Genomic DNA, 22,719 nt, shown 5'->3' on the forward strand with positions numbered 1-22,719 from the left:
TCGGGTCAAGCCCGAGGATGACGGCGGTGAGGTTGGCGGACCGTTGTCGTACGCCTGACGGCGCAGCCTCTTTTATCCTCCATCTCTTTCCCCTTGCGAGCGTGACACCATGACCGATTGCAAAGCTATGATCCTCGGATGCAGCGGGCTTTCGCTGACCGCCGACGAGATTGCCCTTTACCGTGACCAGCAGCCCTGGGGCTTCATCCTGTTCGGCCGCAACATCGGCGAACCGCAGCAGATCACCGATCTCGTCGCCTCGATGCGTGATGCCGTCGGGCGGCCGGAGGCTCCGGTGCTGATCGATCAGGAGGGCGGGCGCGTCCAGCGCATCAAGCCGCCGATCCTGCAAGCCTATCCGAATGCCCGCATTCTCGGCGAAATCTACGAGCGCGACCGCGAGGAAGGCCTGCGCGCCGCCTGGCTGATGTCGCGTCTGCATGCCTTTGACCTGATGAAATTCGGCATCAATGTCGATTGCCTGCCGGTGCTTGACGTGCCGGTGGAGGGCGCCAGCAACGTCATCGGCAACCGCGCCTATGGCTATTCGCCGACCATGGTTGCCGAGATGGGGCAGGCGGCGGCGGACGGCCTGAAAGCGGGCGGCATGTTGCCTGTCATGAAACACATGCCCGGCCACGGGCGCGGCATGGTGGATTCTCATCATGATCTACCGGTTGTCGATGTACCGCTCGACGAGCTGGACGCCCATGATTTCGTACCGTTCCGGGCGCTTAACCGCGAATTGATGGCGATGAGCGCACATCTGGTCTTCAACGCCGTCGACCGGGAGCAACCGGCGACCACGTCGCGAAAGGTGATCGGTGAGATCATTCGCGGCCGGATCGGCTTTGACGGGTTGCTGATGTCCGACGACAGCTCCATGAATGCGCTGAAGGGCACACTTGGCGAAAGGGCTGCGAATATTGTTGCGGGTGGTTGCGATATAGTCTTGCATTGCAATGGCGTGATGGGTGAAATGCTTGAGGTCGTGAAGGAAGTTCCCGTTCTTTCCGGCCGTTCGCTGGAGCGGGTGCGGGCCGTGGAGGCGGGTTTCCCCGCTGCCGACACCGCCGACGAAGCTGAACTGAGAGCTGAATTCAACGCCATGTGGGCCGTTTCCTGACGATCGGGCGGCGGTCGCCCACTCGGGATCACAGGCCGGACGCCCGGCGGATGGAACAATGGCCGCAGACAAGTCTCGCAATTTACCGCCGATGGACAAGCTCTGGCAGGATGTGACGCCGGAGCGGCTGACGGGCGAGGCCGGGCTGGTCATCGATGTTGCGGGTTTCGAAGGCCCGCTCGATCTTCTCCTGCACCTTGCCCGCACGCAGAAGGTCGATCTGTCGCGCATTTCGGTGCTGGCGCTTGCCGAGCAATATCTGCAATTCGTGGAAAGCGCACGCCGCGTGCGCATCGAGCTGGCCGCCGATTATCTGGTCATGGCGGCGTGGCTCGCCTTCCTCAAATCCAAGCTGCTCATTCCGCAACAGGCGAAGGATGACGGCCCCTCAGGTGAGGAAATGGCGGCAACGCTGGCCTTCCGCCTCAAACGCCTGGAAGCGATGCGCGAGGCGGCCGAAAGGCTGGTCAACCGCGCCCAGCTTGGCCGCGATGTTTTTGCCCGTGGGGCGCCGGAGCATATTCCGCATATCAACCGTTCGGCCTACGAGGCGAACCTCTACGATCTTCTGAGCGCCTATGCCAATCTGCGGCAGAGGCAGGCCATCACCCAGGTCACCATCGAAAAGCGGCAGGTCTGGTCGCTGGTGGAGGCGCGCGAGCTTCTCAACAGTCTCCTCGGCGATGTCGGCGAATGGACGGTGCTCGATCAATATCTGCTGCAATATGTGCCCGATCCCGCCATGCGGGTAACGGCCATCGCCAGCGCCTTTGCCGCCTCGCTGGAGCTGGTGCGCGAGGGATCGTTACAAATCCGGCAGGACGGTGCGTTTCAGCCGATCTATATGCGCAGGGGCGAAAGAGACGATCGCGCGGTGAATGCCGAAAGGACCAATGATGACGAATGATGACGAGGCCGGCGAGGTATTGATCGTGACAGATGGGGTGGAGCCCGAACCCACGATATTTTCCGAGCGTCAGCTGAAGGAGGCTGAGCGCATCACCGAGGCGCTGATTTTCGCCTCGGCCGAGCCGGTTTCCATCGGCTTCATCGCCGAGCGTCTGCCGCGCGGCATGGATGTCGTCACCATTCTGCACCAGCTGAAGGCCGCCTATGGCGACCGGGGTGTCAATCTCGTGCAGGTGGGCGGGCAATGGGCCTTCCGCACGGCGGGCGACCTTTCCTTCGTCATCCGCACAGAGGAGAAGGAACCGAAGAAGCTGTCGCGCGCGGCGCTGGAAGTTCTGGCGATCATAGCGTATCATCAGCCGGTGACACGCGCCGAAATCGAGGAAATCCGCGGCGTGCAGACCTCACGCGGTACGCTCGACGTGCTGATGGAGGCGGGCTGGGTGCGTTTCCGCGGTCGCAGGCGCACACCGGGCAGGCCGGTGACGATCGGCACCACGGTGGAGTTTCTCGATCATTTCGGCCTTGAGGAGCTACGGGATCTGCCGGGCCTTGAGGAGCTGAAAGGCGCGGGGCTGCTTTCCGGTCGTATCCCGTCCAATTTCGGCATTCCCCTGCCGATGATGAGCGACGAATTGCGTGAAGACGAAGACCCGATCACGCAGCTCGATCTGGAGGAGCTGGGCCTGCTTGCGCCGGGCGGCGGCGATGGTGATGATTGATATCGCCGTCAGCGGATGACAGGACGCAAAAACTTTATGCTCACACCTTGTTGACGCGACAATTTGTTGTTTGAAAAAGCCTTTCAAACGTCTTACATCGTCTGAAAGCGAAATTCAGGAGTTGCAGTTATGGGTTCTTTTAGTGTGTGGCATTGGCTCATCGTGCTGGTGATTGTTCTCGTCCTCTTCGGACGTGGCAAGATCCCGGAATTGATGGGTGATGTCGCGAAGGGCATCAAGAGCTTCAAGAAGGGCATTGCTGACGAAGACCAGACGCCGCCTCCGGCCGATGCAAACTCTCCTGCCAATGCGAAGACCGTCGACCACAAGGCTGACGAGATCAAGTAAGCGGCTTTGAAGCTGCTTGTTTTGAGACGGCGCTAGGGTCTCGGGAGCATATTGATGTTAGATATCGGCTGGAGTGAGCTTCTGGTGATTGCGGTCGTGTTGATCGTGGTTGTCGGGCCGAAAGACTTGCCGCCCATGATCCGCGCCTTCGGTAAAACGATGGCCGGCCTTCGCAAGATGGCGGGGGATTTCCGCACGCAGTTCGACGAGGCCTTGAAAGAGGCCGACATGGACGATGTGCGCCAGACCATTTCCGATGTCCGCAATCTCAACCCCACCAACTCGCTGCGCGATGCGATGAACCCGCTTCGCCAGCTGGGCAACGAGATCAAGTCCGATCTCCAGAAGGCGACGGCGGCGCCCGATGGCCTGTCGTCCACCCCGGCACCCGCGACGAGCGAGCCGGTTGCGCCGCTGGTCAGCGTGCCGGAACCGGAAATGAAACTTCCGGACACGCCGCCTTCAGTGGTTTCCACGCCTGCGGCCTCCGCGCCGGTTACTCCTGTTGCTGCTGCGGAGACGAAGCCGAAGCGCGCACGTGCGAAATCAATTGCGACGGTTGAGGCAGAGGCGGTTGCCGCCAAGCCGAAGCGTGCCGCCCGCAGCAAGGCGGACGCAGCACCGCAAGCCATTGCCTCTCCCGCAGCCGGCGAACCAGCCGTTTCGCAATCTTCCGTGAAGGCTGTCGCCAAAAAGGCAGCCGTCAAGAAAGCGGCAGCGGACAAGGCTGTTGTGGTGGCTGACGCCAAACCGGCAAGAACCAAGGCTGCAAAGCCGAAAAAGGATGAAGCATGAGCGGCGATACCGAAGATAAGCCACAGCCGCTTATCGAGCACCTCATGGAGTTGCGCACCCGGCTGATCTGGTCGCTCGGCGCATTCTTCATCGCCTTCATCGGCTGTTTTGCGGTGGCCAAGCACCTCTTCAACCTGCTTGTCATTCCCTATAAATGGGCAGTGCTCTGGGCCGGGCTCGATGTGACGAAATCGTCGCTGATCTATACCGCGCCGCAGGAATTTTTCTTCACGCAGATCAAGGTCGCCATGTTCGGCGCAATGGTCATCTCCTTTCCGGTGATCGCCTCGCAGCTTTATAAATTCGTCGCACCCGGTCTCTACAAGAACGAACGCGCCGCCTTCCTGCCGTTCCTCATCGCGTCGCCGATCCTTTTCCTCATCGGTGCTGCGCTCGTCTATTTCTTCTTCACGCCCATGGTCATGTGGTTCTTCCTCGCCATGCAGCAATTACCTGAAGATGGCGAGGTGGCGATTTCGCTGATGCCGAAGGTATCGGAATATCTGAGCCTCATCATGACGCTGGTGCTGTCTTTCGGTCTGGTGTTCCAGCTGCCGGTCGTCACCACGCTTCTGGCCCGCGTCGGCATTCTGACCAGCGACTGGCTGCGGGAAAAGCGCAAGTTCGCCATCGTGCTCGCCTTCGTGGTCGCCGCGGTGCTGACGCCGCCTGATCCCATGTCCCAGATCGGTCTTGCGCTGCCTGCGATCATTCTCTACGAGATTTCCATCTACATGGCTCGACTCGTGGAGAGGAAACGTGCGGCGGAATCCAAAAGCACGGAGCTGGAAGAGACCTGAGCCTTTGCGAAGGTTTCCCCCGCTCACAAATCTCTTCGCGCCGGGCCTTTGCCCGGCGTTTTGCTGAGGGCAATGCAACAACGGTCTGGAACGACGATGCACGACATTAAATGGATACGCGAAAACCCCGAAGCCTTCGATGCGGCTCTTGCACGCCGTGGCGTGGAGCCTGCCGCGAGCGGCCTGATCGCCCTTGATGAAAAGCGCCGTTCCGTTATCCAGTCCCTGCAGGACATGCAGTCCCGCCGCAATGCCGCCTCCAAGGAAATCGGTGCCGCCATGGCGCAGAAGAACATGGAGCTTGCGGAAAAACTGAAGGCAGAAGTCGCCGACATCAAGGAAAACATGCCGCGCGCCGAGGAGGAGGACCGCCAGGTCACCGCCGAGCTGAACGATGCTTTGTCGCGCCTGCCGAACATGCCTTTCGACGACGTGCCTGATGGCAAGGACGAGCACGACAATGTCGTTGCCCGCGTGGTCGGCCAGAAGCCCGGCTGGAACCATGCGGCGAAGGAGCATTTCGAGATCGGCGAAGCGCTCGGTTACATGGATTTCGAACGCGCCGCCAAGCTTTCTGGCTCGCGCTTCACCGTTCTGACCAGCCAGCTGGCGCGTCTGGAGCGGGCGCTTGGCCAGTTCATGATCGATCTGCACACCAGCGAACATGGCTATACCGAAGTATCCTCGCCGCTGATGGTGCGTGACGAGGCGATGTTCGGCACCGGCCAATTGCCGAAGTTTTCCGAGGACCTGTTCAAGACCACCGATGGCCGCTGGCTGATCCCAACGGCGGAAGTGACGCTGACCAACCTCGTGTCCGGCGAAATTCTCGATCAGGAAAAGCTGCCGCTGCGCTTCACCGCGCTGACCCCGTCCTTTCGTTCGGAAGCGGGTTCGGCCGGTCGCGACACGCGCGGCATGCTGCGCCAGCACCAGTTCTGGAAATGCGAGCTTGTCTCCATCACCGATGCGGAAAGTGCTGTCGCCGAGCACGAGCGCATGACGGCCTGCGCCGAAGAAGTGCTGAAGCGTCTCGGCTTACATTTCCGCACCATGACGCTGTGCACCGGCGACATGGGTTTTGGCGCACGCAAGACCTACGATCTGGAAGTGTGGCTGCCCGGCCAGAACACCTATCGTGAAATCTCGTCCTGCTCGGTCTGCGGCGATTTCCAGGGACGGCGCATGAATGCGCGTTATCGCGGCAAGGACGACAAGGCGACGAAGTTCGTGCACACGCTGAACGGCTCCGGTACGGCTGTCGGCCGCTGCCTCATCGCGGTTCTCGAAAATTATCTGAACGAGGACGGTTCCGTCACAATTCCAGACGTGCTGCTGCCCTATATGGGCGGTCTGACACGCATCGAGAAGGCGGCCTGAGTTCTGGTGTTTCCGTCATTCCGGCCCTGAACCGGAATCCAGCCAGCCCGAGTCCTTGGGCTGGAAGGGCTCTTCCCGAAGCGCGGACGCGCGTCGACTGGATGCCGGCTCAAGGCCGGGATGACGGTTGAGGGGGTGCTCTTACCTGAACCAAATGAATAGCGGAGAGAAAACATGCGGATTTTGCTGACGAATGACGACGGTATCCACGCCGAGGGTCTGGCCGTGCTGGAGCGTATCGCCCGCACGCTGTCCGACGATGTCTGGATCGTTGCGCCTGAGACCGACCAGAGCGGTCTTGCCCATTCGCTGACGCTTTCCGAACCGCTGCGTCTGCGCAAAATCTCCGACAAGCATTATGCGTTGCGCGGCACGCCGACCGATTGCGTCATCATGGGCATTCGCGAAGTTCTGCCGGAGAAGCCCGACCTCGTGCTGTCAGGCGTTAATGCCGGCGCCAACATGGCCGATGATGTGACCTATTCCGGCACCATTGCCGGCGCCATCGAAGGCACGCTACAGGGCGTGCGTTCCTTCGCGCTCAGCCAGGCCTTCAGCCATGCTGACGGCCGTGTCGTGCCCTGGGAAGTCGCCGAAACCTATGCGCCGGATCTTCTGCGCAAGCTGATGAATGTCGATCTGCCTGATGGCACCTTCCTCAATCTCAATTTCCCCAATTGCGCGCCCAAGGATGTGCAGGGCGTTTCCGTGACCGGGCAGGGCAAGCTCGATTTCGGCCTGACCGTGGAAGAACGACAGGACGGCCGCGGTTTCCCCTATTACTGGCTGCGCTTCGGCGAGCGCCTTGGTACCTTCCGCGAAGGCACCGATATCCATGCCCTGAAGCATGGCAAGATTTCGGTCACGCCGCTTAAGCTTGACCTGACGGATTACTCGGTGAAGGATCGGGTTGCGCAAGCACTTGGATTCGGAGTCGCCGATTGAAATCCGCCATGGTCGAAAAGGAAGGTTTTGCCGCTCTCGTTCTCCGCCTGCGGGGCGAGGGGATTTCCGACCTCGACCTGTTGACGGCGGTCGAGCAGACGCCACGTTCCAAATTCGTGCCGCCGCAATTTGCTGCTGACGCCTATTCCAGCCGCACGATCCCGATCGACTGCGGCGCCTTCATGGAAGGCGCCGACATGGCGGTGAAAATCCTTGCCCGCCTGCAGGTCAAGCCCGGCCAGCGGGTGCTGGAAATCGGCACCGGCAGCGGTTTCATGACGGCGATCATGGCCCGTCGGGTGGAGCGGGTGTTTTCGCTGGAGCGTTACAAGACGCTGGTGCAGCAGGCGCAGAACTGTCTGGACGATCTTTCCATCCGCAATGTCGTCATCCGTCAGGCGGATGGCAGCAATGGACTTGTGGGCGAAGGTACCTTCGACCGTATCGTCTCCACAGCCGCCTTCACCACCATGCCCCGTTTTTTCGCCGAACAGATCGTATCGGGCGGCATGATGATCGCGCCGATCATCGTTGAGGGTGATCGCTGCGTGATGACCCGCTTCTCCAAGACCGGCAGCCGCTTCGAAAAGGAAGAGCTGTTCGAGGCGCCTTATCTGCCGCTCAGCACCCATATTGCCCGGCATTTGTGACGAAATGAAAATTTTGAAGGCAATTCATTTTTGTCTTCTAATGTTCTGAATTGTCGCAACTATCTGATTTTCAATATCATTATTGTCTCAACATGAGGCATCCGGTTTTCGTCATGGTTATCGAAGTGTCAAAAAAGCACTGAGAGGCTTAACGTTTTAACGGCGTGGTAACACTAACGCGCTTTAATCATAAACATCGACGCATGGTTTTCCCCACCTCGGGAAATGGGCCTTGCAAGAAGTGAAATTTGTGCCGGATCGGTTTCGATGCGGCGGGTTGGCGTCAGTGTAGATCGAGTCATGCGTATGAGACATTCGTCTAAAATCGGAAAATCAGTCGCAAAAATGTTCGCAGCGGCATTGCTGGCAAGCGTCGCAACGGGCTGTAGCTCGGATGCAACGCGGTTCGGCGGCCTCTTTTCCAGTGGACCGGACAAGATGACCACGGCGTCAATTCCAGCCCGTCAGGGTGGTGGTGCTTATGCGCAGGCCCCGGTTCCGCAGGGCGACATGAACGGCGGTTATGCTTCCGCCGCGCCGCAGGGCGGTTACGCCAATCAGAACATGGCGGGCAATTCCTATCCGCAGTCCGGCGGTTACGGCGGCGGCGTCCAGCCGTCCACGGCCCGCTCGGCTTCGGCCTCTCCGGTGCAGCGCTCCGAACTGTCGGCACCGTCGGCAGTGGCAAGCCGCGATCCGGCGACGCGCAACGAAGCCATGGCTCAGCCTTTCCCGTCCGCACAGCGACAAGCCGCACCTTCTCTGGCAGCACCTGCCCGCCAGACAGCCGCGCCCGTCGCCGACAATCTGACAACCGCAACCGTCCGTTCCGACAAGAATGGCTGGCATACGGATGGCGCTTCCTCCGTGACCCTGCGTCCCGGCGAAAGCATCACCACCATTTCCAACCGCTACGGCGTCCCGGAAAAGGAACTGCTGCGGGTCAATGGCCTGAAGTCCGCGTCTTCGGCGCAGGCCGGACAGTCGATCCTCATTCCGAAATTCGGCCAGGTGCGCAACGCCGCCAAGGATGCGGCCGGCAATATCGCGCTGAACCGCAATGGCGACCAGCCGACCCCGCTGCGCAGCCCTGAGGGCAATGTTGCCGTGCTGCCGTCGCAGGCTGCCGCCCGTGACAAGATTTCCTCCGAGGCTGGCAAGCTGACGCCTCCCGGTGGCAAGCCACTGCCGCCGACCGGTGGTTACAAGGTTCAGCCGGGCGACAGCCTTGCGAAGATCGCCCGTGAAAACGGCGTCTCGGTTGCCGCGCTGAAGGCCGCCAACGGTCTTTCCAACGAAAGCATCCGTGTCGGCCAGACACTTTCCATGCCGGGCGCCGGCACTGACAACGTCAAGACAGCCTCGGTTCCCGCCAAGGAAGCGGCCAAGGCAGTCGAGACCGCATCCGCCAAGCCGGAACCCTACAAGGCCCCTGCCGCTGCTGCCGCGACTATTCCTGCCGCGCCGGCTGCCACGGCAAGTGTCAGCGACATCGAAAAGAAGTCCGACATGGCTTCTCTCGCTCCGGAATCCACCGGCATCGGCAAATATCGCTGGCCGGTTCGCGGCGCGGTCATCAACAATTTCGGTGACAATGTCGAAGGCAGCCGCAATGACGGCATCAACATCTCGGTTCCCGAGGGTACGCCGATCAAGGCCGCTGAAAACGGTGTGGTCATCTATGCCGGCAACGGTCTGAAGCAGCTCGGCAACACGGTGCTGGTGCGCCATGACGACGGCAAGGTCACTGTCTACGGCAACGCCGCCAATCTCGATGTCCAGCGCGGCCAGAAGGTCCAGCGTGGCCAGACCATCGCCACCTCAGGCATGACCGGCAGCGCCAAGCGTCCGCAGGTTCACTTCGAAGTTCGCAAGGATGCGACACCGGTGAACCCATCAGGTTTCCTTGAATAGGTATTGCGTCTCAAGGAATGATGAAGCCGGGTGAAGAGCCCGGCTTTTTCATTTTTGGGGTGATGCAAACGTCTCCACATATTCGACGTCATCTTCGGGCTCGACCCGAGGATCCATGGTGTGCGGGGTTCTGGATCCTCGGGTCAAGTCCGAGGAGAGAGTGCGGTCGAGCCTGAAACAGCCCCGTTTCCAACGCCGGCTTACCCTCTCACCAACCCGACCGTCTTCTCGATGAAATCTGCAATCGTTGCGGTATCGTCGAGATCGAAAACCGGTAGAGCCGTGTCCGCTACCTCATGATCGGCGGCAATTGCGATGATATGCGGATCGAGCGGCGCAAGCGGTTCGGTTTTCATCGCTTCCAGCCGGCGCGCCTCGATCTTCGGCACCGGCTCGTATTTATAACCTTCGATCAGCACGAGATCGCAGGGGGCGAGGCGGGAGAGGATGGCCTCGAAGGACGGCTCGGGTTCGCCGCGCAATTCATGCATGATGGCGAAACGGGTGCCGGAAACGATGGTGACCTCATGCGCGCCGGCCTGCCGGTGACGCCAGCTATCGGCACCCACCTTGTCGATATCGAAATCATGATGGGCGTGCTTGATGGTGGAGACGCGGTAGCCGCGCGCTGTCAACTCGGTGACGATGCGCACCGCAAGGCCGGTCTTACCCGAATTTTTCCAGCCGGCAATGCCAAAGACCTTTTGTGCCGTCATGGTTGCAGCTCCATCTCTTTGTTTCAACGCATTATCCTACTGGAAATGCTCTAGATGGCTACGCGCCAGCGCCAGCTCATCCGGGGTGTTGATGTTGAAGAATGGATCGAGGCTGCCCTTTGCCGTTTCCACCGGCGGGAAGGCCACACCGATGGTGACATGCCGGGCAAGATAAGCCCGGATACGGCGGTTCGCATCCTTCTTCAGCCACTCCTCGAGATCGTCGGCAAGCGCCACCGGCCACAGCGCGAAGACGGGATGAAGCTGGCCGCTCGAGGCAGCGATGACGATCGTATTGTCCGATATGTGTTCGCACAGCCGGGCGACGAGATCGTCGGGGAAAAACGGGCTGTCGGCAGGCGCGGTCAGGAAATGGCTGCCGGTGGCCTCGCGATTGCGGAAATGCCGCATGCCGGCCAGAACACCGGCGAGTGGCCCGGCATGGCCGTTCAGCGTATCGGGCAACAGCGGCAGGCCGAAAGTTTCCGCCCAGTCGCCCTTGTCTTTGATGGCGGCATTGATGGTGACATCAGAGACCTGTGGCGCAATGCGGCGCACGACGTGGGAAAGCAACGGCGCATCGCCCAGCATCACCATCGCCTTGTTGGTGCCCATGCGCCGCGACAGGCCACCGGCGAGCACGAGACCGGGTATCTGAAGGGCGCTCATTGCCGCTGTTCCTGCAGCCTTACGACATAGGTGGTGAGAAGGGCGACAAGGCCGGTCGCCAGCATCACCATGAGGAGCGGCCAGGTTCCATCTTCTTTTGAGAGGACCGATGAGGCAAGCACGGAAAGGGCGGCACCGCCGCCGATGGTCATCGCACCGCCAAGACCGGAGGCGGAACCGGCCAGATGCGGCTGGACGCTGACCATGCCGGCATTGGCGCTAGGCAGTGTCACGCCGTTGCCGACGCCGATCAGGGCAAGCGGCACGAAGAACGCATAGGCGCTTTCCGCCCCGCCGGTAATCAGTATGATAGTCGTGACGATGCCGGCAATGGCGATGACATTGCCCGACAGCATCATGCGGGTGATGCCGATCTGGCTGGCATAACGGCCGGAGACGAAATTGCCGAGCATGTAACCGCTGGCCATGAAGAAGAACTGCAGGCCGAGCATGGCCGGGGCAAGCCCATAAAGCACGCTGCCGACAAAGGGTGCGCCGCCGAGGAATGAAAAGAACATGCCCGACGAGAAGGTCGAGGTCAGCGCATAACCCCAGAACAGCGGCGAGCGCAGAAGTTCCGGCCAGGCGTGGAACTGCTGTGAAAAACTCGCCGATTTATTGTGGTTGGTTTCGCCGAGATCGAACCATGCGAGCGCCAGAATGCCGACGCCAAGCAGGGCAAGGAGTGCGAAGCTCGACTGCCAGCCGGAAATGTCGTTGAGCAACCCGCCGACAGTTGGGCCAACCATCGGCACCACCGACATGCCCATGGTTACATAGCCGATCATTGAGGCGGCCTGTTCCATTGGCACCATGTCGCGCACGATGGCGCGGGCCAGCACGAAGCCGGAAACGACGGCCGCCTGTGCGACGCGCCCGATCATGAAGACGGTGATATTCGGCGCCAGCATGCAGACCAGCGTGGCGGCGATCATGATCGCGATGCTGGCAAGCATGACCGGCCGGCGGCCGAAGAGATCGGAAAGCGGGCCGATGAGAAGTTGCAGACAGGCGGTGGCGGCAAGATATCCCGAAACCGCAAATTGCATCACCGCGTAATCGGTCTCGAAATAGAGCGCCATGGCCGCAAGCGAGGGTAGGAACACATTCATGCACAGCGCCGCGACGCCGGCGATGACGACCAGCGTGATGATGTGGGGTGGGGTGGTTCGATCGAGAAAACGGCCGCTTTTCATGTCATTCTCCCGCCTCTTCCGTAACGGCAGTTTTCGTTACGGAAGCCGGTCGCACCGTGGTCGCGGCCGTCGGTGTCGCGGCCGCGCGCTTGGCCATCTGCGAACGTTTACGCAGGCTTTCACGATAGAAAGTGTAGAGACCCGAACCGATGACGATCATCGCGCCGACGATCGTGAAAGTGTCGATTTTTTCGTTGAAGAAGAACACGCCAATCATGAAACCCCAGAGCAGGCCGGTATAACGGAAGGGCGCGACGAAGGAGATTTCGCCTGATCGCATGGCGAGAATGATCGCCTGATAACCGACCAGCACCAGAATGGCCGAAGCGGCCAGATGCGAGACGATCGTGACATTCATCGGCTGCCAGCCGCCGAAAGGCACGATCAGCAGGCCGCCCACCGCCATGTTGACGGTGGCGGTGATGACGGTAATCGCAAGCGAGGGCACATCGGCATACATTTTCCGGGTCAGGAGATCACGTGCGGCGGTGACGGCGAGCGATGCGACGACCAGCAGCGCGCCGGGGGTAAAACCTTCCGGGCCGGGCCGGATAATGACGAGCACGCCGATGAAACCGACGATGATGGCCACCCAGCGCCGCCAGCCGACCGGTTCGCGCAGGAACAATGCGGCCCCCAGCGTCACCACCAGCGGCAGGGACTGCAATATGGCCGATGCGTTGGAAAATTCGATGAGGCCCAGCGCGGTCAGATAAAGCACCGCGGCAGTCACTTCGCAGAGACAGCGCAGGATGATGATGGGCCGCAGCAGGGTTTTCAGTGGTCTCAGCGCGCCGAAATGCCGGGCGGCGATATAAATCAGCACCACGGTCATGATGCCGCGCACGAACATGATCTGGCCGGTGTTGATGTAGGGTGTGACGGATTTCGTCAGGGCGTCGTTGGCCGTGAAGCTTGCCATGGCGAGCGCCATGAAAAGCGCGCCGCGCGTATTGTCCGTCAATGCCATTCCATACGATCCCAGACCATGCGCAGTTTTACCCGGACCGACCTTTCAGACGGTTTCGGGCGGCCTCGCGGGCGCGACGACGCATTCCTCCATGTAAAGAGACGTGACACGGCCAAGCCGGCAATTCAACCGCTTATATAGATAGGTGACAAAGAAAGCGGCTCAGCCGCCCGTCACGCTCATATGGCGGGCGACGGCGGGGCGTTTGTGGGTGCGGTCGATGATGAAATCATGCCCCTTCGGCTTTCGCAGAAGGGCTTCATCGATGGCGCTGGACAGATAGACGTCGCTGTCGGAAGCGCGCAGCGCCGTGCGCAGATCGGCCGTATCGTCCTGGCCCAGACACATATAAAGCGTGCCGGTGCAGGTCAGGCGGACACGGTTGCAGCTTTCGCAGAAATTATGGGTCATCGGCGTAATGAAGCCGAGCCGGCCGCCGGTTTCCTCCACCGTTACGTAACGGGCGGGGCCGCCGGTCTGGTAATCGCTGTCGATGAGCGTGAAGCTCTTTTCCAGATCGGCGCGCAACTGCGACAGCGGCAGATAGCGGTCGGTGCGGTCTTCCTCGATCTCACCCATCGGCATGGTTTCGATGACAGTCAGGTCCATGCCGCGACCATGGGCAAAACGCATGATTTCAGGCATTTCGGTGTCGTTGAAATCCTTCAGCGCCACGGCGTTGAGCTTGACCTTGATGCCGGCGGCCTGCGCGGCATCCAGCCCTTCCATGACACGGTCGATATCACCCCAGCGGGTGATCTGGCGGAATTTATCGCGGTCGAGCGTGTCGAGCGAGACGTTGATGCGCTTGACACCGCAATCGGCCAGCTCATCGGCATATTTGGCAAGCTGCGAGCCATTGGTGGTCAGCGTCAGTTCGTCCAATGTGCCGTTGCGCACATGGCGGCCGAGATTCCGAACCAGCGACATGATGTTCTTGCGCACCAGCGGCTCGCCGCCGGTGAGCCTGAGCTTGCGCACGCCGCGCGTTATGAAGACGGAACAGAGCCGGTCGAGTTCTTCCAGCGTCAGAAGGTCCTTCTTCGGCAAGAAGGTCATGTGCTCGGACATGCAATAGGTGCAGCGGAAATCGCAGCGGTCGGTGACTGAAACGCGCAGATAGGTAATGGCGCGGCCGAAGGGATCCACCATCGGTGCGTTGTTTTCCGTCAGGAATTGCGCTTTTTCAAGCGATCCGGGGAAACTGTTCACGTCTCCATCCTCATTGCGCGATGCGCCTTTCAAATGATGTAGTGGCTTGCCTATCGTGAGGCAAGTCCGTAATTTTGACGCATATGATGAGCTTACGGAAGTGAAAAATGAGTGATGTCTGGCCGACCGAGCTGCTGGTGTCGAAAGACCGGCGGGAATTGACGGTTTCCTTTGACGATGGAAGCGTTTATCGGCTTCCCGCCGAGATGTTGCGGGTGCTTTCACCCTCGGCGGAAGTGCAGGGTCACGGGCCGGGACAAAAGGTCACGGTACCCGGCAAACGCAATGTCACCATCCGCTCGATGGTCGCGACCGGCAATTATGCGGTTCGCATCGTTTTCGACGACGGCCATGACAGCGGTATCTACACCTGGAAATATCTGAGGGAACTGGGCGAAACCGGCGACGCACTGTTTGACGATTATCAACGGCAGCTTGCTGAAAAGGGCTTGAGCAGGGAGCCGCTATCCCGGTAGAAAAAGACGGGGGACGAAGCCCTCGTCCTATCAATTGCAACGGGGTGACGTGTGGCTGTCGAAGCGAACGGAAATGATCTGGCCCAGGTGGTCGTGCTTTTGGCGGCAGGTGTCGTCGCCGCGCCGATTTTCAAGCGTATCGGCCTCGGTTCGGTGCTGGGTTATCTGGCTGCCGGCCTGGTGATCGGTCCTTACGGGTTTGGTTTTTTCTCAGATTCGCAGGCCATTCTCCATATTGCCGAACTGGGCGTAGTGATGTTCCTGTTCATCATCGGCCTTGAAATGCAGCCGTCGCGGCTGTGGTCGATGCGGCAGGATATTTTCGGGCTGGGCGCGCTGCAGGTGCTGGTGTGCATGGCGGGCCTGACGTTGATCGGTGTCGGTCTTGGCTTTCCGGTCATCATGTCCTTCGTCGCTGGCACGGGTTTCGTGCTGACCTCGACGGCGATCGTCATGCAGATGCTGCAGGAACGCAACAGCATGTCCAGCCTCAAGGGCCAGCGCATCATCGCCATCCTGCTGTTTGAGGATCTGGCCATCGTGCCGCTTCTGGCGCTTGTCGCCTTTCTCGGTTCGGGCGGCGAACATGTGACGCCCTCGGAGCGCTGGATTTCCGTGGGCATTGCGCTTGCCGCCGTTGGTGCGCTCATTCTTGCCGGGCGTTATCTGCTTAACCCGTTCTTCCGGCTGCTCGCCGCCTCCGGTGCGCGGGAGGTGATGACGGCTGCTGCGCTTCTCGTGGTGCTGGGATCTGCGCTGCTGATGCAGGTCAGCGGACTTTCCATGGCCATGGGCGCGTTTCTCGCCGGCGTGCTTTTGTCGGAATCTTCCTTCCGGCATCAGCTGGAAGCGGATATCGAGCCGTTTCGCGGTATTCTGCTCGGCCTGTTCTTCCTCGGCGTCGGCATGGCGATCGACCTTGCCGTCATCGGCTCCAACTGGCAGCTGGTGGTCGTCAGTGTGGCGGGCTACATGCTGCTCAAGGGTTTTCTGATCTATGGTGTGGCGCGGGCGCTCGGCACCACGCGCCGTGAGAGCCTGGAGCGGGCGGTGCTGATGGCGCAGGGCGGCGAATTCGCCTTCGTGCTTTATTCCGCCGCCGTTAGCGCCGGCATTCTCGACCGGGAGGCGAACGCCATCCTGACCGCGACCATCATCATCTCGATGGTGTTGACGCCGCTGATGGTCATTCTGCATGACCGGCTGGTGCCGGCGGCAGTTCCCAATACCGACGATCTCGACGTGCCTGAGAATGTCGAGGGCAGCATTCTCTTGATCGGCTTCGGGCGTTTCGGGCAGATCGTCAGCCAGCCGCTTCTGGCGCGTGGCTACACCCTGTCTCTCATCGACAAGGATGCCGACTTCGTGCGTGACGCGGCGGAGTTCGGTTTCAAGGTCTATTATGGCGACGGATCGCGGGCGGAAATCCTGCATGCAGCCGGCGCCAGCACGGCGCGCGCGGTGCTCATCTGCGTCGATGACAAGGATGCGGCGGTGCGGATCGCGGAGATCGTCAAGCACGAGTTCCCGCTGGTTCCGGTTCTTGCCCGCGCCTATGACCGTGGCCACGCCATCGATCTTCTGAAGGCGGGCGTCGATTACCAGATCCGTGAGACGCTGGAATCGGCGCTGAATTTCAGTGAGGAAGTGCTGGGCGCCATGGGCGAGGAGCGTGAGGACGCCGCCCGTCTGGTGGAGGAATTCCGCGACCGTGACGAGGAACGTTTCGCCATGGAGGTCGTCGGCGGCATCTATGCCGGCCGTTCGCTGATCCGCGGCAATGCTCAGCCGGCCGACCTCGTCGCCGCACGCACTGCACGCGAGCGGGCGGAGCGGGAAAAGGCGGAAGCGGCGGAAGAATAGGCGTAGTCCCGATATACCGGTTTTAACAGGGTTGGAATTGACATGACGATCATTCACACGGTTGAGGAATTGAAGGCCATCTATGACGGAACCAGCGAAGCGTCGATCGCCAAGGTAACGGCCACGCTGACGGCCGAATACCGGCTGATGATTGAGGCGTCACCCTTTCTGGCGCTGGCGACTGTGGGGCCGGAAGGCATGGACTGTTCGCCGCGTGGTGACAGGGGCGGTGTCGTGCGGGTAGCGGATGACAAGACAGTGCTGCTGCCGGACTGGCGCGGCAACAACCGTGTCGACTCCCTTTTGAATATCGTGCGTGACCCGCGGGTGGCGCTGATGTTCCTGATCCCCGGTTCGAATACCACGATGCGCATCAACGGCCGGGCCGTGGTCTCCGTCGATCCGGAGCTGCTGCAAAGCTTCGAGATGGATGGCAAACATCCGCGCACCGTCATCGTGATGACGATTGATGAGGTCTATTTCCAGTGTGCCAGGGCGCTGATGCGCTCGGAACTGTGGAACCCGGAACACTTCGTCGAACCGGCGTCGCTACCCACGCCGGGTGTGCTGCTGAAAGCCGCGAAAGCGGAGTTCGATCAGGAAACCTATGACCGCGAATGGGCGGCCCGGGCAGCGGCTACGATGTGGTGAGGGGCTTGTCGCGAAGAGTACCTCATAGCGATGCAACGATAGGCCGACGTCTTTCCTATTTCCTCATTCCTGTGCTCGTTACAGGAATCCAGTCGACGCGCGTCTGCGCGGCGGAGAGAGTTTTACAGCCCAAGGACCTGGGCTGGCCAGATTTCTGTGACAGGCACAGGAATGAGGGTAGGGGAAGTAGCGTGGTTTTAGCGCACCCAAACTGGCGCGATACGCGTCACGTCCGGTAAATGAGCCAGTTCTTGCCGGTATAGTTCTTCTGCATGCCATCCTCGTAAAAGATGGAGCGGTTTCTGCCGGTTTCCTTGGCGTGGTAGAGCGCCGTATCGGCATGGCCATAAAGCTCGCCCGGATTGTTGGCCTGCGAAGCGGAAGCGAAACCGATGGAGATCGTCACCGTGCCATAGTCGGCGCCCGATCTTGAATTGCGGAACGGTGTGCTTTCCAGCGACAGGCGGATGCGCTCGCACATCACCATGACTTCCTCCGGCGTATTGCCGTCGAGAATGATGGCGAATTCCTCGCCGCCGCTTCTGGCGACGAAGCCGTCCTTGCGGACATTGGCGCGGATGACCGAGGCGACGGTCGCCAAAATCTTGTCGCCGACCGGATGGCCGAACGTGTCATTGATCCGCTTGAAATGGTCGATATCGAGCAGGACCAGCGACGTATATTGCAGGCCGATGGAGCTGTCATAGACGCAGGCCAGCCGGTCGTCGAAAGCCCGGCGGTTGGAAAGGCGCGTCAGCGAGTCGGTATTGGCGATGCGCTTATATTCATCCAGTTCCAGACGGACCTGATGCATTTCCTCGGCATGGCGATTGACGTCGTTAAACGCCTTCTCGCCATCGATGATCTTCGTGCCCGTGGCTTCGGCCAGCAACAGGATCGCATTCTTCAGAATATTGGTGCTGGAGGCGTTCTTGTCATCGATGCGCTGGCGCGTTTCGCCAAGGATCCTGTTGTAGTTTTCGATGGAGGATTGTTCCCGCCGCAATGTGCCCAGCAACGCTTCCAGTTCGCGCCTGAGCTTTTCATGCGCGTCGTCGATGGCCCTGACCGGATTGCTTTCGCCGTGGCGCGTGGAGAGTTCGTCCAGATCTTCCTGCGTGGCCCGGCTTCCAAGCGCCGCCAGATCTTTCGTCAGCGCCGGGTTCGAGCCGATATAGGCTTCGTAGAAAAGGCTGTAATTACGCGGGATCGGCGAAACACCCATGCTCCGCATGGCGTAGGCAATCTGTCCGGCAATGTCGGGTCCCGTTGTTTTGGGCGTGGATGCCGTGTTCATCAAGAAACTCCAGTGAGTCTGCTTATAGACAATGATTATTATTATGTAGGCTGTTTTGGAAAGCTTAATTTATAGAAAACTAATTTTTGTTCCCGGAAATCCTGTTTTTGTTGATTTTTATCTTATTTAATTGATAATTATAAGTAATTTTCATTTTTATAGATTTCCGGAGTTTTTTACCTCTACTATTCGCCTTGGTGACAGCATCGTATTTATTCTGTCAATCCCGATAACGCTTTTCGAGTGATTTATTTTGGCACAGCAATACAGGGTGCCGGGATAGGAAATGTCGGGGCAGTGCATTTTTCAATTCCGCAAGACATGGCCTATAGGCGGCGAACTTCGTCGCTTATGTCTAAACGCAAGAATCTTACAGTTTTTATTTGATGCTCTCAACGCCAAACGGCGCGGTTAGCGCCGGTATAGGGATGATATTTGTCAAGCTTTTGAAACAGTATGCCGTTTCGATCCGGTGGCTCTCAGACGGCGTCAGGTCCGGAGCTTTATAACCGGGCATTCCGTGCCTGCGGGCGCTTCCGGCGCATGCGGCGGACGTATGATCAGGACGTCGGAATGGGCAAGGATGTTCATCATCGATGAATCCTGCTTGGCATAGGCTTCCGCTACGCGTCCACCATTTTCGTCGGTGCGGAGACGGGCGCGAAGATAATCCTGCCGATGGTCATTTTCTTTCAGCGGCGTCGCGGTCCTTACGGTTGCTGCGCGTTCCGGAGGTGCGCGGCGGGCGATCCGGCGGATCAGCGGCTCGAGAAACAACAGGCTGCAGACGAGACTGGCGACCGGATTTCCGGGCAGGCCGAGAACCTGCATCGTGCCGATCGCCCCCACCATCAGCGGCTTTCCGGGACGCATGGCGATGCGCCAGAAATCCAGCTGCATGCCTTCCGCCTTCAGTGCCGCCTGCACCAGATCGTGGTCGCCGACGGATGCGCCGCCCAACGTCACCAGCACATCCACCTTGGCTGCGACAGCCTTGCCGATGGCGGCGCGGATCAGCGTATCGTCATCGGCAATGATGCCGAGGTCGAGGACGTCTGCGCCCGCCTGACGGGCGAGGGCTGTGACGCCGAAGGTGTTGGAGGCAATGATCTGGGCCGGGTTCGGTGTGCTGCCCGGTGGCAGCAATTCGTCGCCGGTGGCAAGGATGGCGATGCGCGGCTTTCGGTAGACGGTAAGTGCTGCGTGGTTCATGGCTGCCGCCAGCGTCAGGTCGGTGAAGCCGAGTTCGCGCCCGGCTTGCAGAATGGTTTCGCCCTGTGCAAAATCCTGCCCGCGCGGGCGAATGTGTCTCCCGGCGGTGACTTTGAAGGTGGTACGGATCTTGCCGCCTTCCAGCACTTCCGCATCCTCCTGAATGAGGATGGTATCGGCTCCCTCAGGCACGGGCGCGCCAGTGAAGATGCGCACTGCTTTGCCTTCACCCACTGTGCCGGTAAAAGCATGGCCGGCAGCAGCCTGGCCGATGACGGTGAGGACCGAGCCGATCTCTGGCGTATCGGTGCTGCGCAGCGCGTAGCCATCCATGGCCGAGGCGTCAAAAGGCGGCTGGGTGAGGAGCGCCGCGAGATCGGCCGAGAGGACACGGCCATCACATTCGGCCAGCGGCAGGGTTTCGCTATCGGTTACCGGAACCGCCGCTTCCAGAAGGCGCCGTGTGGCATCATCTACGGGCAGCAGCGGTTTCATTCAGCTCTCCTGCCGGCGAAAATCACCGGATTTGCCGCCGCTCTTTTCGAGCAGGCGGATATTGACGATTTCCATCGCCTTGTCGGCGGCCTTGGCCATGTCATAGATCGTCAGGCAGGCGATTGAGACGGCGGTCAGCGCTTCCATTTCCACGCCGGTCTTGCCTGACAGTTTCACCATGGCCTCGACGCGCAGGCCGGGCAGGGTGGTATCTTCGGTAATGTCCACCGCAACCTTTGTCAGCATCAGCGGATGGCAGAGCGGGATGAGATTGGCCGTCTGCTTGGCGGCCATGATGCCGGCCAGCCGCGCGGTGCCGATGACGTCGCCCTTTTTGGCGTTGCCATCGCGGATGAGCGCCAGCGTTTCCGGTTTCATTTTTACGAAACCTTCGGCGACGGCGACACGGATCGTCTCAGTCTTATCGCCGACATCGACCATATGCGCCTCGCCGCTGGCATCGATATGGGTGAGCTTCTGGCTATCGCTCATCGGGAATTTACTCCGCTGCCAGAATGCCGGACTGGCCCGTCAGCAGCGCTTTGGTGGCCGCCGTCACATCGTCCTTGCGCATCAGGCTTTCGCCGACGAGGAAGGTGCTGATTCCGCTCTTTTCGAGGCGCTGGCAATCCTCGAAGGTGAAGATACCGCTTTCGCCGACCAGCAGCTTTTCGGCCGGCACGAGGCCCGCCAGCTTCTCGCTGGTTTCGAGACCGACTTCGAAGGTGCGCAGGTTGCGGTTATTGATGCCGAGAAGCGGCGAGGCGAGTTTCAGCGCCCGTTCGGTCTCTTCGGTGTCATGGACCTCAACCAGCACATCCATGCCGAGCGCGAAAGCCTCGTCTTCAAGGCGTTTGGCTTCATCGTCGGAGAGCGAGGCCATGATGATGAGAATGCAGTCCGCACCCCAGGCGCGGGCCTCATGCACCTGGTAGGTGTCGAACATGAAATCCTTGCGCAGCGCCGGCAAAGCACATGCATTGCGGGCGGCGGTCAGGAATTCCGGCGCGCCCTGAAAGCTTGGGCTATCCGTCAGTACCGAAAGGCAGGCAGCGCCGCCCGCCTCATAGGCGGCAGCCAGGGCCGGCGGATCGAAATCCGGGCGGATGAGGCCCTTCGACGGGCTGGCCTTCTTGATCTCGGCGATCAGGCCGAATTTGCCCTCGGCCTGCTTTGCCCGGAGCGCCTTGTAGAAACCGCGCGGCGCGCTCTGGTCGGCGGCCATGGCCTTCAGATCGGCCAATGAGACCGTGGTCTTGGCAGCGGCGATTTCCTCGCGCTTGTAGATTTCGATCTTTTTCAGAATGTCGCTCATGGTCTCGCTTTCATTCCTGCTTGTGGTCGGCCTGCGCGGCATCTGCTTCGTTGGAGACGGCGACCAGACGGTCGAGTGCGGCAGCCGCCGCACCGCTGTCGAGCGCCTCGCTGACGATCGCCATCGCCTGACCCAGTGTTTCCGCCTTGCCGGCGATGACAAGGGCCGCCGCCGCGTTGCAGAGGGATATGTCACGATAGGCATTGCGTTTGCCCGACAGGACGTCGCGCAACGCTGCGGCATTGGCAATGCCGTCGCCGCCTTTCAGATCGGCCATCGCCGCGATGTCGACGCCGAAATCTTTCGGGGTCAGATCGAAGGTGCGGATTTTGCCGTTCTCCAGCGCCGCCACATGGGTGACGCCGGTGGTGGTGACTTCATCCATGCCGTCGCCATGTACGACCCAGATGCTTTCCGAACCCAGATCGCGCAGCACTTCGGCAAGCGGCGTGAGCCAGCGCGGCGAAAACACGCCGAGCAATTGGCGCTTTGCGCCCGCCGGGTTGGAGAGCGGGCCGAGCAGGTTGAAGATCGTTCGTGTGCCGAGTTCGACGCGGCTCGGGCCGACATGGCGCATGGCGGAATGGTGCATCTGCGCGAACATGAAACCGAGCCCAGCCTCTGCGATGCAGCGGGCGATGAGATCGGGACCTATATCCAGCTTGACACCAAGCGCGGACAACGCATCCGCCGTGCCGGATTTGGAGCTGAGCGCCCGGTTGCCGTGCTTGGCGACGGGCAGGCCCGTGCCTGCGACGATGATCGAAGCCAGCGTCGAGATATTATAGGTGCCGATACCGTCACCGCCGGTCCCGACGATGTCGATGGCGTTGGCGGGAGCCGAAACCGGCAGCATGCGGGCACGCATGGAGGAGACGGCGCCGACGATTTCGTCCACCGTTTCCCCGCGCACGCGCAGCGCCATCAGAAAACCGCCGATCTGCGACGGGGTGGCTTCGCCCGACATCAGAATGTCGAAAGCCGCCCGCGCATCCTCGCGGTTCAGGCTTTCTCCGTTCGCGACCCTGGCGATCAGCGGCTTCAGTTCGGCCATCGTT

The 22,719-nt window shown here is 60.5% G+C and carries 23 protein-coding genes; 13 read left to right on the forward strand and 10 right to left on the reverse strand.

The genetic code is table 11. The features are described 5' to 3' along the window. Nucleotides 1-109 precede the first annotated feature (109 nt). From nagZ to FCH38_RS00050, 10 genes are all read left to right on the forward strand, one after another. Nucleotides 110-1,126, forward strand: coding sequence for a beta-N-acetylhexosaminidase (gene nagZ / locus FCH38_RS00005; protein WP_174372482.1), 1,017 nt, complete (start codon nt 110-112; stop codon nt 1,124-1,126). Nucleotides 1,127-1,184: 58 nt separating this feature from the next. Next, nucleotides 1,185-2,033, forward strand: coding sequence for a segregation and condensation protein A (locus tag FCH38_RS00010; RefSeq protein WP_153513856.1), 849 nt, complete (start codon nt 1,185-1,187; stop codon nt 2,031-2,033). Next, nucleotides 2,023-2,757: an SMC-Scp complex subunit ScpB gene (gene scpB, locus FCH38_RS00015; protein ID WP_149897463.1), complete on the forward strand. Its 735-nt coding sequence runs from the start codon at nt 2,023-2,025 to the stop codon at nt 2,755-2,757. Before FCH38_RS00010 ends, scpB begins: the two co-directional genes overlap by 11 nt. A gap of 129 nt (nt 2,758-2,886) precedes the next feature. Next, nucleotides 2,887-3,105 (forward strand): twin-arginine translocase TatA/TatE family subunit, encoded by a 219-nt coding sequence (locus FCH38_RS00020; RefSeq protein ID WP_149897464.1) that lies wholly within the window; start codon nt 2,887-2,889, stop codon nt 3,103-3,105. Between the two features lie 54 nt (nt 3,106-3,159). Continuing rightward, entirely contained in the window at nt 3,160-3,900 is a 741-nt protein-coding gene (tatB, locus tag FCH38_RS00025) for a Sec-independent protein translocase protein TatB (RefSeq protein ID WP_174372483.1), read from the forward strand. Continuing rightward, nucleotides 3,897-4,700: a twin-arginine translocase subunit TatC gene (gene tatC / locus FCH38_RS00030; protein ID WP_149897466.1), complete on the forward strand. Its 804-nt coding sequence runs from the start codon at nt 3,897-3,899 to the stop codon at nt 4,698-4,700. Before tatB ends, tatC begins: the two co-directional genes overlap by 4 nt. Nucleotides 4,701-4,796: 96 nt before the next feature. Next, on the forward strand, nt 4,797-6,080 hold the full coding sequence (serS, locus tag FCH38_RS00035; protein ID WP_174372484.1) for a serine--tRNA ligase: 1,284 nt from the start codon (nt 4,797-4,799) through the stop codon (nt 6,078-6,080). A gap of 174 nt (nt 6,081-6,254) precedes the next feature. Beyond that, complete coding sequence (surE, locus tag FCH38_RS00040; protein ID WP_149897468.1) at nt 6,255-7,025, forward strand: 5'/3'-nucleotidase SurE; 771 nt, start codon at nt 6,255-6,257, stop codon at nt 7,023-7,025. Beyond that, complete coding sequence (locus tag FCH38_RS00045; RefSeq protein WP_174372485.1) at nt 7,022-7,675, forward strand: protein-L-isoaspartate(D-aspartate) O-methyltransferase; 654 nt, start codon at nt 7,022-7,024, stop codon at nt 7,673-7,675. Before surE ends, FCH38_RS00045 begins: the two co-directional genes overlap by 4 nt. Nucleotides 7,676-8,020: 345 nt before the next feature. Then, nucleotides 8,021-9,589, forward strand: coding sequence for a peptidoglycan DD-metalloendopeptidase family protein (locus tag FCH38_RS00050; RefSeq protein ID WP_174372486.1), 1,569 nt, complete (start codon nt 8,021-8,023; stop codon nt 9,587-9,589). Between the two features lie 200 nt (nt 9,590-9,789). Here FCH38_RS00050 and mobB read toward each other — a convergent pair whose 3' ends face one another. The 5 genes from mobB to moaA all read right to left on the reverse strand — a co-directional run bounded on the left by mobB (nt 9,790) and on the right by moaA (nt 14,352). Beyond that, nucleotides 9,790-10,305, reverse strand: a complete 516-nt coding sequence (gene mobB / locus FCH38_RS00055; RefSeq protein WP_174372487.1) for a molybdopterin-guanine dinucleotide biosynthesis protein B — start codon at nt 10,303-10,305, stop codon at nt 9,790-9,792. A 36-nt stretch (nt 10,306-10,341) separates the two neighbouring features. Then, nucleotides 10,342-10,974, reverse strand: a complete 633-nt coding sequence (mobA, locus tag FCH38_RS00060) for a molybdenum cofactor guanylyltransferase MobA (RefSeq protein WP_174372488.1) — start codon at nt 10,972-10,974, stop codon at nt 10,342-10,344. After that, on the reverse strand, nt 10,971-12,170 hold the full coding sequence (locus FCH38_RS00065; protein WP_153513850.1) for a multidrug effflux MFS transporter: 1,200 nt from the start codon (nt 12,168-12,170) through the stop codon (nt 10,971-10,973). The genes mobA and FCH38_RS00065 overlap by 4 nt, the downstream gene beginning before the upstream one ends. 1 nt (nt 12,171) lies before the next feature. Next, nucleotides 12,172-13,140: a DMT family transporter gene (locus FCH38_RS00070; protein ID WP_174372489.1), complete on the reverse strand. Its 969-nt coding sequence runs from the start codon at nt 13,138-13,140 to the stop codon at nt 12,172-12,174. Nucleotides 13,141-13,302: 162 nt separating this feature from the next. Continuing rightward, nucleotides 13,303-14,352, reverse strand: coding sequence for a GTP 3',8-cyclase MoaA (moaA, locus tag FCH38_RS00075; RefSeq protein ID WP_174372490.1), 1,050 nt, complete (start codon nt 14,350-14,352; stop codon nt 13,303-13,305). A 107-nt stretch (nt 14,353-14,459) separates the two neighbouring features. On the opposite strand from moaA, the gene FCH38_RS00080 reads away from it, so the two are divergent. From FCH38_RS00080 to FCH38_RS00090, 3 genes are read left to right on the forward strand one after another with little or no spacing between them, the layout of a single operon-like run. Further along, a complete protein-coding gene (locus FCH38_RS00080) occupies nt 14,460-14,828 on the forward strand; it encodes a gamma-butyrobetaine hydroxylase-like domain-containing protein (protein WP_174372491.1) in 369 nt (122 codons plus the stop codon). Nucleotides 14,829-14,879: 51 nt separating this feature from the next. Further along, nucleotides 14,880-16,691 (forward strand): monovalent cation:proton antiporter-2 (CPA2) family protein, encoded by a 1,812-nt coding sequence (locus FCH38_RS00085; RefSeq protein WP_174372492.1) that lies wholly within the window; start codon nt 14,880-14,882, stop codon nt 16,689-16,691. A 42-nt stretch (nt 16,692-16,733) separates the two neighbouring features. Next, entirely contained in the window at nt 16,734-17,342 is a 609-nt protein-coding gene (locus FCH38_RS00090; RefSeq protein WP_149897477.1) for a pyridoxamine 5'-phosphate oxidase family protein, read from the forward strand. A 226-nt stretch (nt 17,343-17,568) separates the two neighbouring features. On the opposite strand, the gene FCH38_RS00095 is transcribed toward FCH38_RS00090, so the two are convergent. The 5 genes from FCH38_RS00095 to trpD all read right to left on the reverse strand — a co-directional run bounded on the left by FCH38_RS00095 (nt 17,569) and on the right by trpD (nt 22,715). Further along, nucleotides 17,569-18,639 carry a GGDEF domain-containing protein gene (locus tag FCH38_RS00095; protein ID WP_149897478.1) on the reverse strand — a complete coding sequence of 357 codons (1,071 nt, stop codon included), beginning with the start codon at nt 18,637-18,639 and terminating at the stop codon, nt 17,569-17,571. Nucleotides 18,640-19,128: 489 nt separating this feature from the next. Then, the gene (gene glp / locus FCH38_RS00100; protein WP_174372493.1) at nt 19,129-20,346 is read right to left on the reverse strand and encodes a gephyrin-like molybdotransferase Glp; all 1,218 of its coding nucleotides are present in this window, start codon (nt 20,344-20,346) and stop codon (nt 19,129-19,131) included. After that, on the reverse strand, nt 20,347-20,838 hold the full coding sequence (gene moaC / locus FCH38_RS00105) for a cyclic pyranopterin monophosphate synthase MoaC (RefSeq protein ID WP_153513845.1): 492 nt from the start codon (nt 20,836-20,838) through the stop codon (nt 20,347-20,349). A gap of 7 nt (nt 20,839-20,845) precedes the next feature. Further along, the gene (gene trpC, locus FCH38_RS00110; protein ID WP_174372494.1) at nt 20,846-21,661 is read right to left on the reverse strand and encodes an indole-3-glycerol phosphate synthase TrpC; all 816 of its coding nucleotides are present in this window, start codon (nt 21,659-21,661) and stop codon (nt 20,846-20,848) included. Between the two features lie 10 nt (nt 21,662-21,671). Beyond that, nucleotides 21,672-22,715: an anthranilate phosphoribosyltransferase gene (trpD, locus tag FCH38_RS00115; protein ID WP_174372495.1), complete on the reverse strand. Its 1,044-nt coding sequence runs from the start codon at nt 22,713-22,715 to the stop codon at nt 21,672-21,674. Nucleotides 22,716-22,719 lie beyond the last annotated feature (4 nt).

Origin of the sequence: Agrobacterium tumefaciens (assembly GCF_013337285.1) — a bacterium.
Classification (GTDB): domain Bacteria; phylum Pseudomonadota; class Alphaproteobacteria; order Rhizobiales; family Rhizobiaceae; genus Agrobacterium; species Agrobacterium burrii.